General features: G+C 61.6%; 13 protein-coding genes and 1 pseudogene. 8 read left to right on the forward strand and 6 right to left on the reverse strand.

Features of this window, described 5'->3' with window-relative positions:
* Positions 1-23: 23 nt before the first annotated feature.
* The 7 genes from JM664_RS00380 to JM664_RS00410 are packed head-to-tail and all read left to right on the forward strand — an operon-like array spanning position 24 to position 8,850.
* Positions 24-218, forward strand: coding sequence for a type II toxin-antitoxin system Phd/YefM family antitoxin (locus JM664_RS00380; RefSeq protein WP_227417921.1), 195 nt, complete (start codon positions 24-26; stop codon positions 216-218).
* Positions 219-230: 12 nt separating this feature from the next.
* Positions 231-2,039, forward strand: a complete 1,809-nt coding sequence (locus JM664_RS00385; RefSeq protein ID WP_227417922.1) for a class I SAM-dependent DNA methyltransferase — start codon at positions 231-233, stop codon at positions 2,037-2,039.
* Entirely contained in the window at positions 2,039-3,319 is a 1,281-nt protein-coding gene (locus JM664_RS00390; protein WP_227417923.1) for a restriction endonuclease subunit S, read from the forward strand. Before JM664_RS00385 ends, JM664_RS00390 begins: the two co-directional genes overlap by 1 nt.
* Entirely contained in the window at positions 3,316-4,473 is a 1,158-nt protein-coding gene (locus tag JM664_RS00395) for an ImmA/IrrE family metallo-endopeptidase (protein WP_227417924.1), read from the forward strand. Before JM664_RS00390 ends, JM664_RS00395 begins: the two co-directional genes overlap by 4 nt.
* Positions 4,470-4,976 (forward strand): DUF4411 family protein, encoded by a 507-nt coding sequence (locus tag JM664_RS00400; RefSeq protein ID WP_227417925.1) that lies wholly within the window; start codon positions 4,470-4,472, stop codon positions 4,974-4,976. The genes JM664_RS00395 and JM664_RS00400 overlap by 4 nt, the downstream gene beginning before the upstream one ends.
* Complete coding sequence (locus JM664_RS00405) at positions 4,973-5,710, forward strand: abortive infection family protein (protein WP_227417926.1); 738 nt, start codon at positions 4,973-4,975, stop codon at positions 5,708-5,710. Before JM664_RS00400 ends, JM664_RS00405 begins: the two co-directional genes overlap by 4 nt.
* Positions 5,710-8,850 carry a type I restriction endonuclease subunit R gene (locus JM664_RS00410; protein WP_227417927.1) on the forward strand — a complete coding sequence of 1,047 codons (3,141 nt, stop codon included), beginning with the start codon at positions 5,710-5,712 and terminating at the stop codon, positions 8,848-8,850. Before JM664_RS00405 ends, JM664_RS00410 begins: the two co-directional genes overlap by 1 nt.
* A 567-nt stretch (positions 8,851-9,417) precedes the next feature.
* Here JM664_RS00410 and JM664_RS00415 read toward each other — a convergent pair.
* The 4 genes from JM664_RS00415 to JM664_RS00430 all read right to left on the reverse strand — a co-directional run bounded on the left by JM664_RS00415 (position 9,418) and on the right by JM664_RS00430 (position 13,145).
* Complete coding sequence (locus JM664_RS00415) at positions 9,418-10,425, reverse strand: sodium:calcium antiporter (protein ID WP_227417928.1); 1,008 nt, start codon at positions 10,423-10,425, stop codon at positions 9,418-9,420.
* Positions 10,422-11,675 (reverse strand): cytochrome P450, encoded by a 1,254-nt coding sequence (locus tag JM664_RS00420; protein ID WP_093359455.1) that lies wholly within the window; start codon positions 11,673-11,675, stop codon positions 10,422-10,424. The genes JM664_RS00415 and JM664_RS00420 overlap by 4 nt, the downstream gene beginning before the upstream one ends.
* Positions 11,676-11,799: 124 nt before the next feature.
* Entirely contained in the window at positions 11,800-12,276 is a 477-nt protein-coding gene (gene lspA / locus JM664_RS00425; RefSeq protein ID WP_093359456.1) for a signal peptidase II, read from the reverse strand.
* Positions 12,273-13,145 carry a cation transporter gene (locus tag JM664_RS00430; RefSeq protein ID WP_093359457.1) on the reverse strand — a complete coding sequence of 291 codons (873 nt, stop codon included), beginning with the start codon at positions 13,143-13,145 and terminating at the stop codon, positions 12,273-12,275. Before JM664_RS00430 ends, lspA begins: the two co-directional genes overlap by 4 nt.
* Before the next feature lie 48 nt (positions 13,146-13,193).
* Here JM664_RS00430 and JM664_RS00435 point away from each other — a divergent pair, with 48 nt between their 5' ends.
* Complete coding sequence (locus JM664_RS00435) at positions 13,194-13,541, forward strand: ArsR/SmtB family transcription factor (protein ID WP_022699194.1); 348 nt, start codon at positions 13,194-13,196, stop codon at positions 13,539-13,541.
* A 28-nt stretch (positions 13,542-13,569) separates the two neighbouring features.
* Here JM664_RS00435 and JM664_RS00440 read toward each other — a convergent pair whose 3' ends face one another.
* Together JM664_RS00440 and JM664_RS00445 are read right to left on the reverse strand one after the other, a co-directional pair.
* Positions 13,570-14,298: a cytochrome c biogenesis CcdA family protein gene (locus tag JM664_RS00440; RefSeq protein WP_093359953.1), complete on the reverse strand. Its 729-nt coding sequence runs from the start codon at positions 14,296-14,298 to the stop codon at positions 13,570-13,572.
* Positions 14,298-14,478 (reverse strand): annotated as a pseudogene (locus JM664_RS00445) (hypothetical protein); the annotation flags it as partial. The pseudogene JM664_RS00445 and the gene JM664_RS00440, both read right to left, overlap by 1 nt.

Here is a 14,478-nt window from a genome sequence, read left to right on the forward strand (position 1 = left end):
GACAGAGAAAATCGGGGAGTCACATGCAGACCCTGACTGCCAAGGATGCAAAATACGGTTTCGGTCGGCTGATCGACCTTGCTCGGGCCGAACCGGTGGCAGTGGCCAAGCACGGGCGGACGGTCGTCGTCGTGCTTGCGATCGAAGAGTATGAGCGCCTGAAGGCAATTGAATCGGAGCGAAGCGCGACAACGCCCCGTTCCGGCGAAGAGTTATAAGACGGGGACGGAATGGCTGAGCAGGTGCAAAGAGACAGGTTTGTTGCGGCGTTGAAAGAGCTTGGTGGCTCCGCCGGCAATGGCCGCCTGCGCGACGCGCTGCAGTGGGACGAAGCCGCTTACAACGCAGTGAAGGATGAACTTGTCGCCGAGGGGGTCGTGACGCCCGGGCGCGGGCGCGGCGGCTCGGTCTCGCTTGGTGGCGCGGTTGAGGTTGACGCCGCAGAACCAGCGCCGGTTGCCCTACGCGCGAAACCAGCCCGCGCCAATGGCAATGGCGGAAACCTCGGTTTCGAGGCCAATCTTTTCAAGGCGGCGGACAAGCTGCGCGGCAACATGGAACCATCTGACTACAAGCACGTCGCGCTTGGCCTGATCTTCCTCAAGCACATTTCCGACAGCTTCGAGGCGAAGCGCGCCGAGTTGCTGGCCGAATATCCCGACGGCGCCGAAGACCCGGACGAATACGCCGCTGAAAACATCTTCTGGGTGCCCAAGGAAGCGCGCTGGTCGCATCTCCAGGCCAACGCCAAACAACCTTCGATCGGGAAAATGATCGACGAGGCAATGATTGCCATCGAGAAGCGCAACGAAAGCCTGAAGGGCGTTCTTCCGAAGGACTATGCCCGACCCGCGCTCAACGCGGTGATGCTCGGCGAACTGATCGATCTGATTTCCGGCATCGCGCTTGGCCAGGAAAAGGGCGAAGCCCGCGATGTGCTCGGCCGCGTCTATGAATACTTCCTCGGCCAGTTCGCCGGTTCGGAAGGCAAGCGTGGCGGCGAATTCTATACGCCACGCTCGGTGGTGCGCGTGATGGTCGAGATGATCGAGCCCTACAAGGGCCGCGTCTATGATCCGTGCTGCGGCTCGGGTGGCATGTTCGTTCAGTCCGAGAAGTTCGCCTTGGAGCACGAGGGCCGGATCGGCGACATCGCCATCTACGGCCAGGAGTCGAACTACACGACGTGGCGGCTCTGCAAGATGAACCTTGCCGTTCGCGGCATCGATTCCGACATCAAATGGAACAGCGAGGGGAGCTTTCACAAGGACGAGCTGCGCGACCTGAAGGCCGATTTCGTCCTCGCCAACCCACCCTTCAACATTTCTGATTGGGGCGGCGACCGGCTGCGCGAGGATGTGCGCTGGAAATACGGCATCCCGCCCGCTGGCAACGCCAACTTCGCATGGGTGCAGCATATCGTGCATCATCTCGCTCCTGGGGGTGTGGCGGGGGTGGTGCTGGCCAACGGCTCGATGTCGTCCACGCAGAACGGCGAAGGCGAGATCCGGCGCGCGCTGATCGAGGGCGCAAACGGCGCCCCCGGCGTGGTCGATTGCATGGTCGCGCTGCCGGGGCAGCTTTTCTATTCGACGCAGATTCCCGTCTGCCTCTGGTTCCTCGCTCGCGACAAGTCGAACGGCGTCGCCCGCGACACGAAACTGCGCGACCGGCGGGGCGAAGTTCTATTCATCGATGCGCGCCAGCTCGGGCACATGGTGGACCGCACGCGCAAGGAGTTCTCGGACGCCGACATCGAGAAGATCACGAGCGCCTATCACGCCTGGCGTGGCGAGGGTGACGCAGGTGTCTATGAGGACGTGCCCGGGTTCTGCAAGGCGGCCACGCTAGGTGAGATCAAGGCACACGGCTACGTGCTGACTCCGGGGCGGTACGTCGGAGCGGCGGATGTGGAGGATGACGAGACGCCCTTCGCCCAGCGCTTTGCAGCGCTGCAAACGAAGCTAGAGCAGCAGTTTGAAGCGGGCGACCTTTTAACAGCGACCATTCGCGACAAACTGGCAAAAGTGGTTGTCTAATGGGAGATTGGAATACACGGCCACTCGCAGACTTCGTCGATCCTGATAGGTCGATTTGCTATGGCATTGTCCAGCCAGGCCCTGCTGTCTCTCATGGAGTGCCAATCGTACGAGTGAATAATTTCGTCGGCGGCGGCGTCGACACGACTGGTGCGCTTAAGGTGGATTCGTTAGTTGAAGCCAAGTATCGCCGCTCTCGCCTTCAAGGCGGAGAGCTACTGATCACACTCGTTGGCTCTATGGGGCTGAGTGCTATTGCTTCGGAAGAACTTCGCGGTTGGAACGTTGCGCGAGCCGTCGGTGTAGTGCCGTTACGACCTGACGCAGACAAGCGTTGGATCAACTTTGTTGTTCGCAGCAAGCCGACTCAAGATTTTATCCGCATGCGGGCGAACACCACCGTTCAGGCCACGTTCAATCTAAAGGACTTGGCCGAACTCCCCATTCCTTGCCCACCAGACGCTATTCGCACGGAACTGAGCGCGATCTTGTCTGCACTCGACGACAAGATCGAATTGAACCGGCGGATGAACGAGACGCTGGAGGCGATGGCGCGGGCGATGTTCAAGGACTGGTTCGTCGACTTCGGCCCGACCCGCGCCAAGATGGGAGGCCACGCACCCTACCTCGCTCCGGAGATATGGTCCCTCTTCCCCGACCGCCTCGACGCAGACGGCAAGCCGGAGGGGTGGAGCGTGAGGCCTCTCGATCAAGTCGCCGATTTTCTTAACGGGCTCGCCCTTCAGAAGTATCCGGCGAATGGAGGCGACGCTCTGCCAGTGATCAAGATTGCCCAGCTTCGTGCGGCCAGTGTGGAGTCGGCCGACCGTGCCTCGGCAGAGATCCCCCAGGGATACATTGTCGAGGATGGCGATGTTCTGTTCTCTTGGTCCGGAAGTCTGATTCACCGGGTTTGGACTGCCGGTCGAGGGGCTCTTAACCAGCATCTTTTCAAGGTGACTTCCCAGAAATTTCCGAAGTGGTTCTTCTTCCACTGGATCACAGAACACATGCCATCCTTCCGCGCCACGGCTGCTTCCAAGGCAACGACGATGGGCCATATTCAGCGGCGCCACCTCACCCAAGCTGATACGTTCATCGGCACACCGGCCTTTATGACGGCTGCGGACGAATTGATCGCGCCCCTGTTCAATCGGCAGATCGCCAACGACTTGGAATCCCGCACTCTTGCCGCCACCCGCGATCTGCTGCTTCCAAAGCTCATGTCGGGCGAGGTGCGCGTCAAGGATGCCGAAAGGCACATCGGGGAGGCCACATGACACGCGCGGCTGTCCGTCCCGAACTATTGCGCTGGGCACGGGAGCGGGCCGGCATTGATGACCCCGGCGACCTGCAGGGCCGGTTCCCGAAGCTTGGCGAATGGGAAGCCGGCGAAGCGCAGCCCACGCTCAAGCAGCTTGAGGCGTTCGCGCAGGCCGTTCATGTGCCGATCGGCTACCTCTTCCTGCCAGAACCGCCGGAAGAGCCGTTGCCGATCCCTGATTTCCGCACCCATGACGGGCGCGGGGTGCGGCGTGCCAGCCCCGAACTGCTCGACATGCTCTACGTCTGCCAGGAACGGCAAGGCTGGTATCGCGATTTCGCGCTGACGGTGCGCATGCCCCAGGCGGCCTTCATTGGCAGCGCTGCGCTCTCCGACAGGCCACAAGACGCGGCAAGTCGCATGGCCGAGACGCTCGGTTTCGACGTGGCTGCGAGGGCCGCCTGTCGGACCTGGGAGGAGGCGCTGCGGCTCTTCATCGCCCAGGCCGATGCCGCCGGTGTGCTGGTGATGGTGAGCGGCGTCGTTCTCTCCAACAACCGGCGCACCCTTGACCCGGAGGAGTTCCGCGGCTTCGCGCTGGCCGACAAGCGCGCACCGCTGGTGTTCATCAACGGGGCGGACACGAAATCCGGCCAGATGTTCACGCTGGCGCACGAACTGGCGCATCTTTGGCTCGGGTCCTCGGCTGTGTCGGATGCCAGCGCCGCACCGCTCAATGGCCACCGCCGCGAGGAAGTCTGGTGCAACGCGGTTGCCGCTGAGCTTCTTGTGCCCCTTGCTGCATTTCGGTCGGCGATCCAGCCGCAGGAACCGCTCGACCAGTCTCTGACAAGGCTGGCAAGGCAGTTCAAGGTCAGCACGCTTGTCATTCTGCGCCGGCTGCTGGATGCGGGGGCGCTCGACCGTCCTGCCTTTGACCGCGCCTGGGCTGAGGAACGCGCGCGGCTGCGCGAACTTGCCCGATCCGGCGCTGGCGGCGGAGATTTCTACCGCACAACGCTTTCGCGCGTCAGCCGACGCTTTGCCCGCGCGCTCGTCGAAAGCACGCTGGAAGGACAGACGCTCTACCGCGACGCCTTCCGCATGCTGGGCGTCAAGAAGACGGAGACGTTCAACAATATCGGGCGTGAAGTAGGGGTCATCGGATGACCCGCTACCTGCTCGACACCAACATCTTCATCCAGGCGAAGAACCTGCATTACGGCTTCGATTTCTGCCCGGCGTTCTGGGAATGGCTGATCGCACAGAACGGTACTGGCCGCGTCGCCAGCATCGACAAGGTCGGCGATGAATTGCAGGCCGGAGGCGACGATCTCTCTGATTGGACGACCGCACGCGGGCGCCCTTTCTTTTTGCCGCCGGATGATCCGGTTGTGCCTGCCCTTGGCCGGGTCAGCGCCTGGGCCACTGGCCAGAACTACGAGGCAGCGGCGATCGCAACATTCCTTCAGGTCGCAGACTACTGGTTGGTGGCCCACGCGCTGGCACATGATTTTGTCGTCGTCACCCACGAGGTGCCATCCGATTCAACGCGCAAGATCAAGATCCCGAACGCCTGTATCGGGTTGGGTCTCGCTTGCGTCAGCCCCTATGAAATGCTCCGGCGCGAACGCGCCCGGTTTGTTCTCGGGCCCGCGCCGAGGGCAGCATGAGCGCAGATTGGTATCCCGGTATTCGAGCCTTCTGCACGCACTGGAAGCACGCGCCAATGCTCCAGCAGACGTTCGAGACGCTGGAACGCGAATTCGCCGACGAGAACGACGCCTGCATCGACGCCGCCAAGGGGCTCGTCGAATGCGCCTGCCGAGTGTTGATTGAAGAACTCGATGATCCGGTAAGCCCGAAAAAGCCGGTCGAAGCGGACCCGAAGCTTGGTCATCTGGTGGGTGTCGCCACACGTCTGCTCGATCTCGGGGAAATCCGTGATCGCGCTTTTGCGGACTTAATCAAGCAGCACAACAATCTGACAGAGACGCTACGGGTGCTGCGCAACCAAGCGGGCACGCTGAGCCACGGCAAGGACGGCTTCATCTCCAAACTGTCCGCGCATCATCGTCGCTCCTCCATGCTTGCCGCTGACGCCATCATCACCTTCCTGCACGAGGCCTATCTGGAACGCGAGCCCGACCCGATCCGGACATTGGAACCCTACGAACGTTTCGAGGTGTCAAATGCGCTGATCGACGAATACGCCGCTGTCCGTTCGGAAGACAATGAGGACGGACTGCTGAATGTTTCGGTGATCTTGCCCGGTGGCGACGAGGTGCCGCTGGCGATCGAACCCTCTCGCCTACTCTTCGGGGTGGACCGCGAGGCCTACAAACTCGTGCTGAATGCCTGCCGCGAGGCGAAGGCCGCCGAACCTCAAGATGTGGAGGTGGCGTGATGGCCTGGTTGTCCGAAGCCGCGCTGGAACAGATCGTGCTCGACCAATTGGGCACCCTCGGATACGGGATTGCCACCGATTCCGAGATCGGCCCGGACGGCAAGGCGCCGGAACGGGACGCCTATGCCGACGTCCTGCTCATGAAGCGCCTTGTATCGGCGATCGACCGTCTCAACCCCGATATTCCCACCGAGGCGCGGGGCGACGCGCTGCGCAAGGTGCTGAGCGTCGAGACGCCCTCGCTGATCGAAGAGAACCGTCGCTTGCACCGGTTGATGGTCGAGGGCGTCGACGTCGAGTTCTACTCCGAGGACGGCACGATCCGGGGCGACAAGGTGCGCCTGATCGACTTTGACGAACTTGCCGCCAATGACTGGCTCGCCAGCGGCCAGTTCACGGTTGTTGAAGGTGGTGCCAATCGGCGGCCCGATGTCGTGTTGTTCGTGAACGGCCTGCCGCTCGGCGTAATCGAACTGAAAGCGCCAGGCGGCGAGAACGCGACCCTGACCGGTGCCTTCAACCAATTGCAGACCTACAAGGCTCAGATTCCGTCGCTGTTTCGCACCAATGCGGTTCTTGTCACCTCTGACGGGATCACCGCGCGGATCGGCTCCCTGACGGCGGATTCCGAGCGCTTTATGCCGTGGCGCACGACCGACGGAAAGGTTATCGCGGCGAAAGGACAGCCGGAACTTCAGGTCCTGATCGAAGGTATTTTCGACCGCCGCCGCCTGCTCGACTTACTGCACGATTTCACGGTGTTCGGGGAAACGGGTTCTGGCTTGGCGAAGATCATCGCGGGCTATCACCAGTTCCACGCCGTGATGCATGCAGTCGAACAGACCGTAGAGGCTTCGGCGCCGCAGGGAGACCGGAAAGTCGGCGTGATCTGGCACACGCAAGGCTCCGGCAAGAGCCTCCTTATGGCGTTCTATGCCGGTCAGCTCGTGCAGCACCCCAAGCTTGAGAACCCGACAATCGTGGTTATCACCGACCGCAACGACCTCGATGATCAGCTTTTCGGTACATTCTCGATGTGCCGAGATCTGATCCGCCAGACGCCAATTCAGGCGGATAGCCGGGATGATCTGCAAGCGGCGCTCAGCCGCGCCTCGGGCGGTGTGATCTTCACAACCATTCAGAAGTTCTCGCCAGCAACTGGCGAGGCGACTTATCCCATGCTTTCCGATCGTCGAAATATCGTAGTGATTGCCGACGAAGCGCACAGAAGCCAATACGGATTCCGGGCACGGATCGAACAGAAGACCGGCGAAATTGCCTATGGCTTTGCGAAATATCTTCGCGACGCTCTCCCGAACGCGTCCTTCATCGGGTTCACCGGAACACCGATCGAGAAGGACGACGTGAATACGCCAGCGGTCTTCGGCGAATACATCGATGTTTACGACATAAGCCGGGCGGTTGAGGACGGGGCCACAGTCCCAATCTATTACGAGAGCCGCTTGGCCCGCATCGAGATACCAGACGAGGAAAAGCCGAAGATCGATGCCGAAATCGAGGAACTAACCGAAGACGAGGCGACAACGGAGCAGGAGCGCATCAAGCGCAAATGGGCGACGGTTGAGGCGCTGGTTGGCTCCGAGAAGCGGCTTGCCATGGTTGCCGCCGATCTTGTGCGGCACTTCGAAGACCGCGTCGCTGCCATGGATGGCAAGGCGATGGTGGTTTGCATGAGCCGCCGCATCTGCGTGGCGCTCTATGACCAAATCGTAAAGCTCCGGCCCGGTTGGCACAGCGACGATGACGCAGCCGGCAAGATCAAGGTCGTGATGACAGGTTCGGCGGCCGATCCGCAAGGCTGGCAGCCGCACATCGGTACAAAGGGGCGACGCGATCTTCTGGCGAAGCGCGCGAAGGACCCGAAGGACACACTGAAACTAGTGATCGTGCGGGATATGTGGCTCACCGGCTTCGATGCGCCGTCGATGCATACGATGTATATCGACAAGCCGATGAAGGGCCACGGGCTGATGCAGGCAATCGCCCGTGTAAACCGCGTGTTCAGCGACAAGCCTGCTGGCCTGGTTGTCGATTACATCGGGATTGCCCAGAATCTGAAGAACGCCCTCGGCCAGTATTCCGATTCCGACCAGCGCCAGGCCGGCATCGACGAGGCGGAAGCGGTCGCGGTACTTCTTGAGAAGTACGAAGTTGTGAAAGCCATGTATCATGGCTTTGACTATGCGCGCGGCTTGATGGGCACGCCGCAAGAGCGCCTTGTCGTGCTTGCCGAAGCGATCGAATGGGTCCTTGGCTGGCAGCATGAAGCAGCAACCAAGGAATCCAACGAGGACGGTAAGCGACGAGAGCACCGCCGGTATCAGGATGCTGTCCTTGCGCTTTCGAAGGCATTCGCCTTGGCTTCGGCAAGCGATGAGGCGCGCAATATTAGGGAAGAAGTCGGCTTCTTCCAGGCGGTTCGTGCAGCCCTCGTGAAGTCGGCCGCCAGTGCAGGAAAGAGCGCTGCCGATCGCGAGTTTGCAATCCAGCAGATCTTGGATCGAGCAGTCGTCTCAACCGAAATCGTCGACATCCTTGCTGCTGCCGGGATCACGACACCGGACATTTCAATCCTGTCAGACGAATTTCTCGCAGAAGTTCAACAGCTTGAGAAAAAGAACTTGGCGCTTGAGGCACTGCGCAAGCTGCTGAACGACGAAATTCGATCACGCAGTAAGGCGAATGTCGTCGAGACCAAACGCTTTTCCGAGCGCTTGGAAGCGGCAATAGCCAGATACCACACGAACGCGATCAGCACCGTCGAGGTGTTGCAGGAACTGATCGACCTCGCCAAAGAAGTCCGAGCCGCCCGAAGGCGGGGTCAAGATGAAGGTCTGTCGCAAGATGAGATCGCCTTCTATGACGCCCTAGCCGAAAATGAGAGCGCCGTCGAACTGATGGGCAACGATTCCCTCAAGGTGATCGCGCACGAGCTCTTGGTCAGCCTCAAGGGCAGCGTTTCGGTGGATTGGTCACACCGCGAGAGTGCCAGGGCACGAATGCGTGTGCTCGTGAAACGCATATTGCGCAAGCACGGCTTCCCGCCAGACCTACAGGATGCCGCTGTGCAAACTGTCCTCCGGCAGGCCGAAGCGCTCTCATCGCAGTGGGCAGTGTGACCCGTTCATTGGCTGAGGGTAGTTCGATCTGGGTTCCGGTCGGCATGCAATTGGACGGTTCAAAGGCAACAGCCTGCACGGACGTATAAATGATTACTTGTCAGTGGCTTGCAGGAAATTCACCAAGAGGGCACAGGCAACAGGTCCGGAGAATATCGGCCCTGAGAGACCGCTTTCGTCCCTCGTGGCGCCGGCGCCGGTTAACAGCCCCTCCTGCATAACCCTCGAAAACAACGAGAAAATCCGGCTGCAGCCGGATCGGGAGAACGCTTTCGCGAGGGCAAGTGGCGGAGGGGATGGGCCTGATATCCAACCTTCTCCACCACAAGTCTTTGATTTTGCATGAAAGAAGCACGCGCCCAAAGAATGCGCTTACTGAATTGAGCCGTCGGCGGCTGCTCCGTGCAATCGGAACACATTCCTTCCAACGGTAGCTTCTTCCATCGATGCCCTTTCCTACAGCCTACAGCTAGTGCTTTGACACTAGAGGTTTGGTACATCGCGATGCCGTCAGGGGAGAGCGGCATCCACTCCATCTCTGGCAGACTTTGCCCCGATCTTCGCAAGTCAACCGGAGCCGAAGGGGCGCACCCAAAAGACGACCAGGACCACGTAAACGGCATAGACGACCGGGAAGACCAGCACCTGCCACCGCCGGAAGCCGGTTTCGCGCCCGCCCCACCAGAGAAGCGCCGCATAGAGCGCAGGCATAATCGCCACGAAGGCCAGGCTTACCCAGTACAAATGCAGATTACCGATCGGCATTGCGATGATCGTGAGCGGGATGAAGGCGATGGTCATTGTCGCCGCCATGTCGCCTATAACGTCGGTCACCGCCGCCGTGATCTGTCCCTTGCGGGCAAGGCTCCATGTGGCGAAAACCTCCGGCAGCGCCGCCACGGGCGCAGTGATGAACAAGCCGCCGACGATCTTCTGAATACCAAGGGCGCTCACGATCTGCTCGGTCGAGAAGACGATGAAATAAGCCCCGACCGCAAGCGCGGCCACGCCGCCGCCCGCGAACCATTGTTCGCGCCGGGTCCATTCGACTCCCTGCCCCTCCTCGCGACCGCGCAAAAGCGCCTGCGCGAGGTAAGCCAGATAGGCTAGAAGCAGAATCCAGCCGTCAACCGGCTGAAGGCCCCGCCACGGCGCCGGAAGCGTGAGCAGTGCGACCAAGGCCAGAATGCCGAGATAAGGCAGCGCCTGCACCGTGATCGCGCCGGGGTCCACGGGCAGGAAGTGCTCGCGCAGATCTCGTTCGTGATCGCCGTGCTCGTTGCCGAGTTCCTTCTTACGGGTGGCGAGATAGGCGGTGACCACGAGAATTGGCACAACTATGATGTTGGCGCCCAGCATGGCTCCCAGTCCAATATCGGCAACTCCGCGGATGGCGCTCGTGACGTTGATGCCGATCTCCGGGCTTGCGGTGGCAAGTCCGATAAACGAGCCTCCAGCGGCGACGGAGAAGCCCCACTGCCGCCGCAGCTTCTTTGGTGGGTCGGCCAGGTGTTCCGCCCCCCAATGCGCCAGCCATACGGCAGCAAGAAGAACTCCGGCCCAGACAGCAATCACGACTCACTCCGAGGTCTGACATTACTCATCATGAACCGGCTCTTCGGTATGGCCGGCAATCTCGCTGTATCGATCTGCAGATCCTGATCCGGCACGTCGTAATCGACAGTTGCCGCGAGAAACCCGCAGGAGACTTTCATAAGCTCAATCGTGATCCACTCGCCGGGGCAGCGATGGTTGAGGGCGTGGTCGCCGCCTCCCTGCGGAATGAAATTGAAGGGACTGCCATCCCAATCCCGAAAGCGCTCCGGCCGGAACTCCTCCGGCGCATCCCAGGCTCGCGGATCGCGATTGGTGCCGTAGAGGTCCAGCATCACGCGCCGTCCCCGCGGAAACCGATATCCGTTCCATTCGAGATCACGCCTTGCGCGCGCCAGCACCGCGGGAAAGAACGGATAGAAACGCCGAACCTCCTGCACGAAGAACTCCAAACTCTCATCGTCGGTCCGAAGCTCCTGGCGACAGGCCGGAAAACGATGCAGAGCGTGCGCGGCGAATGTGATGAATACGGAGACGGCGACGGTCGGCCGCAAGATGTTCAGCAGTTCCACCGCGGCGACGCGTGGACTTAATAGCGCACCGTCCAGGTCCCGCCATGTGGCGATCACACGCGCCGCGCTGTCTTCCGGTGGGTTCAGGCGGCCGGCACGAATCTGCTCTATGATGTCCTCAATCCACCGCTCCGAGCCCTTGCGGGACAGGCGCGACCACCAGTGCCTCGGTCCGATCGCCCCCGCGTCGTCGAACAGCGCCGTCAGCTGTGCGGTGCGCCGACTCACCTCCGGTTCGGGCAGTGGAACGCCGGCCCATGCGCAAACGGCTTTCGTCAGGAGCTCTTGCACCTCATCATAAAGGACGACCCGGTCCATCGCTGCCCATTTCCGAGCGTAGACGTGCCACAGGCCGTCGACCAGCTCTCGCAAATGGTCGATCCGCTCGGGCGCCATGAGCGACATGAACATCTGCTTGCGGTGTCGGTGCGCTTCGCCGTCCATCCCCTGAACGCCGCCACGTCCGAAGAGGGTCTTCTGGATCCGGCCCGGCGTAGCGCCCCGCCGGACGAACAGGTCCTGCCGATAGAACAGTTCGGCCGCCTCCGGCCCGGTCATGCAGATCGTCTTGCGGAGCAGGATTCGCGCGAGGAAGAGATCGGACCGGTAGCGTCGGCACCTTTTCGAGACAAACCCGTAGGGGTCCAGGAGCAGAGCGATCGTGCTATCGGGATTTCGGTCGCGCGGGATGCGAGGCATCGGCTATTCTCCAAACCTGTCGGGAGGGGCCGGAGGTGGTCGCCTCTGAGGGACTGTTCCGCACGGTTCGCCACTGGTGCCTCCGTTGCAGGGCCGGCCTTTGCTTGCGGCGGTTTGCTCGCTCTCAAGCCTCCGCACGTCTTCTCTCGTCCTTCGCGCGAAAGCTGTCCAATATGAGCAGCGTGGCGCCACAGACCACCGCCACGTCAGCAAGGTTGAAGGCCGGCCAATGGTAGGCCCCCAGATGGAAATCGAGAAAGTCGGTGACCGCTTGAAAGCGCATCCGGTCAGCCACATTGCCCAGAGCGCCGCCGATGATCAGCCCAAGCGCTGCGCTGACCACCCGGCCTTGCGCTCGCCACAGCCAGACGGAAAGCCACGCCACTATCGCGAAAGCGAGCAGAACCAGAGCCCACCAGGGCACGATCCCGCTGAGCATCCCGAAACTGACACCGCGGTTTTCCACGAGGACAAGGTTCAGAACGGGGAGCAACTCAAGGCCGTTCGCCAAGGCCGGCGAGCGAAGGGCGAAGGCCTTGCTGCCCTGGTCCAGAGCGAACGCCGCTACAGCGCAGGCTATGCCAACCCCGCGGACGTTCATGCAACCTCCCGCAGGTCGGCTCTCGCATCCCGGATGATCGACGATGACGAATGCAGGAACAGTCCGGCTATGATGGCCGCGACAACGAGATCGGGCCAGGCTGTCCCCGTCCAGGCGACCAGACCCGCCGCCACGACGACCGCCGCATTTCCTATGGCGTCGTTGCGTGAGAACAGCCAGACCGCCCGCACATTGGCGTCCCCGGTCCTGTGCGGCAGAAGCGGAAGAACCGCGACCACGTTGACGACGAGTGCGATCACGGCGAAGAGACCCATCAGCCCGGCTTCGGGCTGCTGCTGCACCAGCACGCGGTAGGCCGTGTTGGCGAGGACCCCGAGACCGAGCGCGCCAAGAAAAAGGCCTTGGATCATGGCGGAACGGGCGCGCCAGACCAGACTCCATCCGATCGCGAGCACCCCGAGGAACGTGATCAGGCCGTCACCGAGGAAATCGAGCGCATCGGCTTTCAGCGCCTGCGAGCCGGAGATGAACCCGCCGACCATCTCGATGACGCCGTAGCCGACATTCAGCAGAATGACGATCCACAGTGCTCGCCTGTAGGCTGGCGTGATGTGGCTCAAGTCCTTCGGGAGATCGTCGAGGTCGCCTTCGTGATCGACATTGAGGCCGTCCAGACGGTCCAGCCGGTAGCCGATCCCCGCAACGGCGCGCTCCACTTCCGGCAGCTGCACGCCCGGATCGGACACATGCAGCGTCATGACCTGCGTTGCGGTCGAGACCTTCACTGCCTCCACGCCGACCGATCGAACCGCTTTCTCGATCTTTGCGGCGCAGGAGGGGCAGTCCATCCCTGTGACGCGATACCGGGCCATCTCTTCGGCATTGTGGATCAGGTCTGGGCTGCTCATTAGACTCTTCCTATCATTGGCACGAATAAGGTATCACTGAGGGCTGATATGTCTAGTGTAGAAATCCAATCCGGGGATAGGGAAGACTCCGAGGTCTGCCTGAAGCGGGCCAAGCTTCTTAGGGGCTTCGCCGATTCCTCCCGACTGGCAATTCTTCAGGCGCTGAGGGACGGTCCTCTGTCGGTGGGGGAGATCGTCAGAGCGACAGGTCTCTCGCAACCCAACGCGTCGAACCACCTACGCTGCCTGAGCGAATGCGGTCTGGCGGTGGGAGAGCAACGGGGACGTCACGTCCATTACCGCTTGACTGACCCGCGGATTTCCCAGCTGCTTGAGCTCCTGGACGAAGTACTGACCGGCGTGGCGACTGGGGTTGAGAATTGCCAGAACTACTAGCCCGCAAGTACATATGCTGCCCGCTCGTTCAGCCGATCCGCGCAAGGACCGGGAAGGCGTCCAGGAGCCAGTAGGCCAGTGCACTTAGCCGACCAGTCACCATGGCCAGCCCCATCAGGATCATGACGCCTCCCGCAGCCTGATTCAGGCGGCGACCCCAACGACCAATGCCCCGCAGCTTGCCGGCAATGGCGTCGGTGAAGCCCGCAACAATGAGAAATGGGATGCCGAGACCCGCCGAATAGAACGAGAGCAGAGTGATCCCGTCGGCGACGGTTGAACTGGCTGCGCTGGCCGTGAGAATGGCGCCTAGGATCGGACCAATGCACGGCGTCCAGCCGAACCCGAAGGCAAGCCCGAGGACGTAAGAGGAGACCGGTTTCCCGCCCGGGAGGTCGAGATGGAAGCGCATATCCCGTTCCATGGCCGAGAAGCGCGCAGCTCCGATCATGAACAATCCAAACAGGATCACAATCCCACCACCGATGATGTTGAGCTCGTAGCGCCAGCGCAGCAGCGCCTGACCGAGCGCCGTGGCGGAGGCGCCGAGTGCAATGAAGATCGTGGAGAAGCCGAGGACAAAGCAGAGGCTGAGCCACACCGCCTGCCTCCTCGACGGCGCCTTCTTGCCGGAGACCGTTCGCCCGGCGACGTAGGAGACGTAGCCGGGAACGAGCGGCAGGACGCAAGGCGACAAGAAGGAGATCGCGCCCGCCAGCAGTGCTGCCGAAACCCCAAGGAGGGAAAGGTCGACCATCATGCGCCCGGCCGCAGTCCGAGAGCGCCTCGCGGGAGCCGCAGGGCCGCAAGGTAGGCGAAGGTGGGAACGATCACCCACTGCAACAGCGGCGTGAGACCCGCGTCGAGGATCGGAACGACCGGCATGATCTCCCGATAGGCCCAGGCCGCTCGAACGACGATGTTCAGCCATTCGCTG

It is taken from the genome of Roseitranquillus sediminis (assembly GCF_016918935.1).
GTDB lineage: Bacteria > Pseudomonadota > Alphaproteobacteria > Rhodobacterales > Rhodobacteraceae > Roseitranquillus > Roseitranquillus sediminis.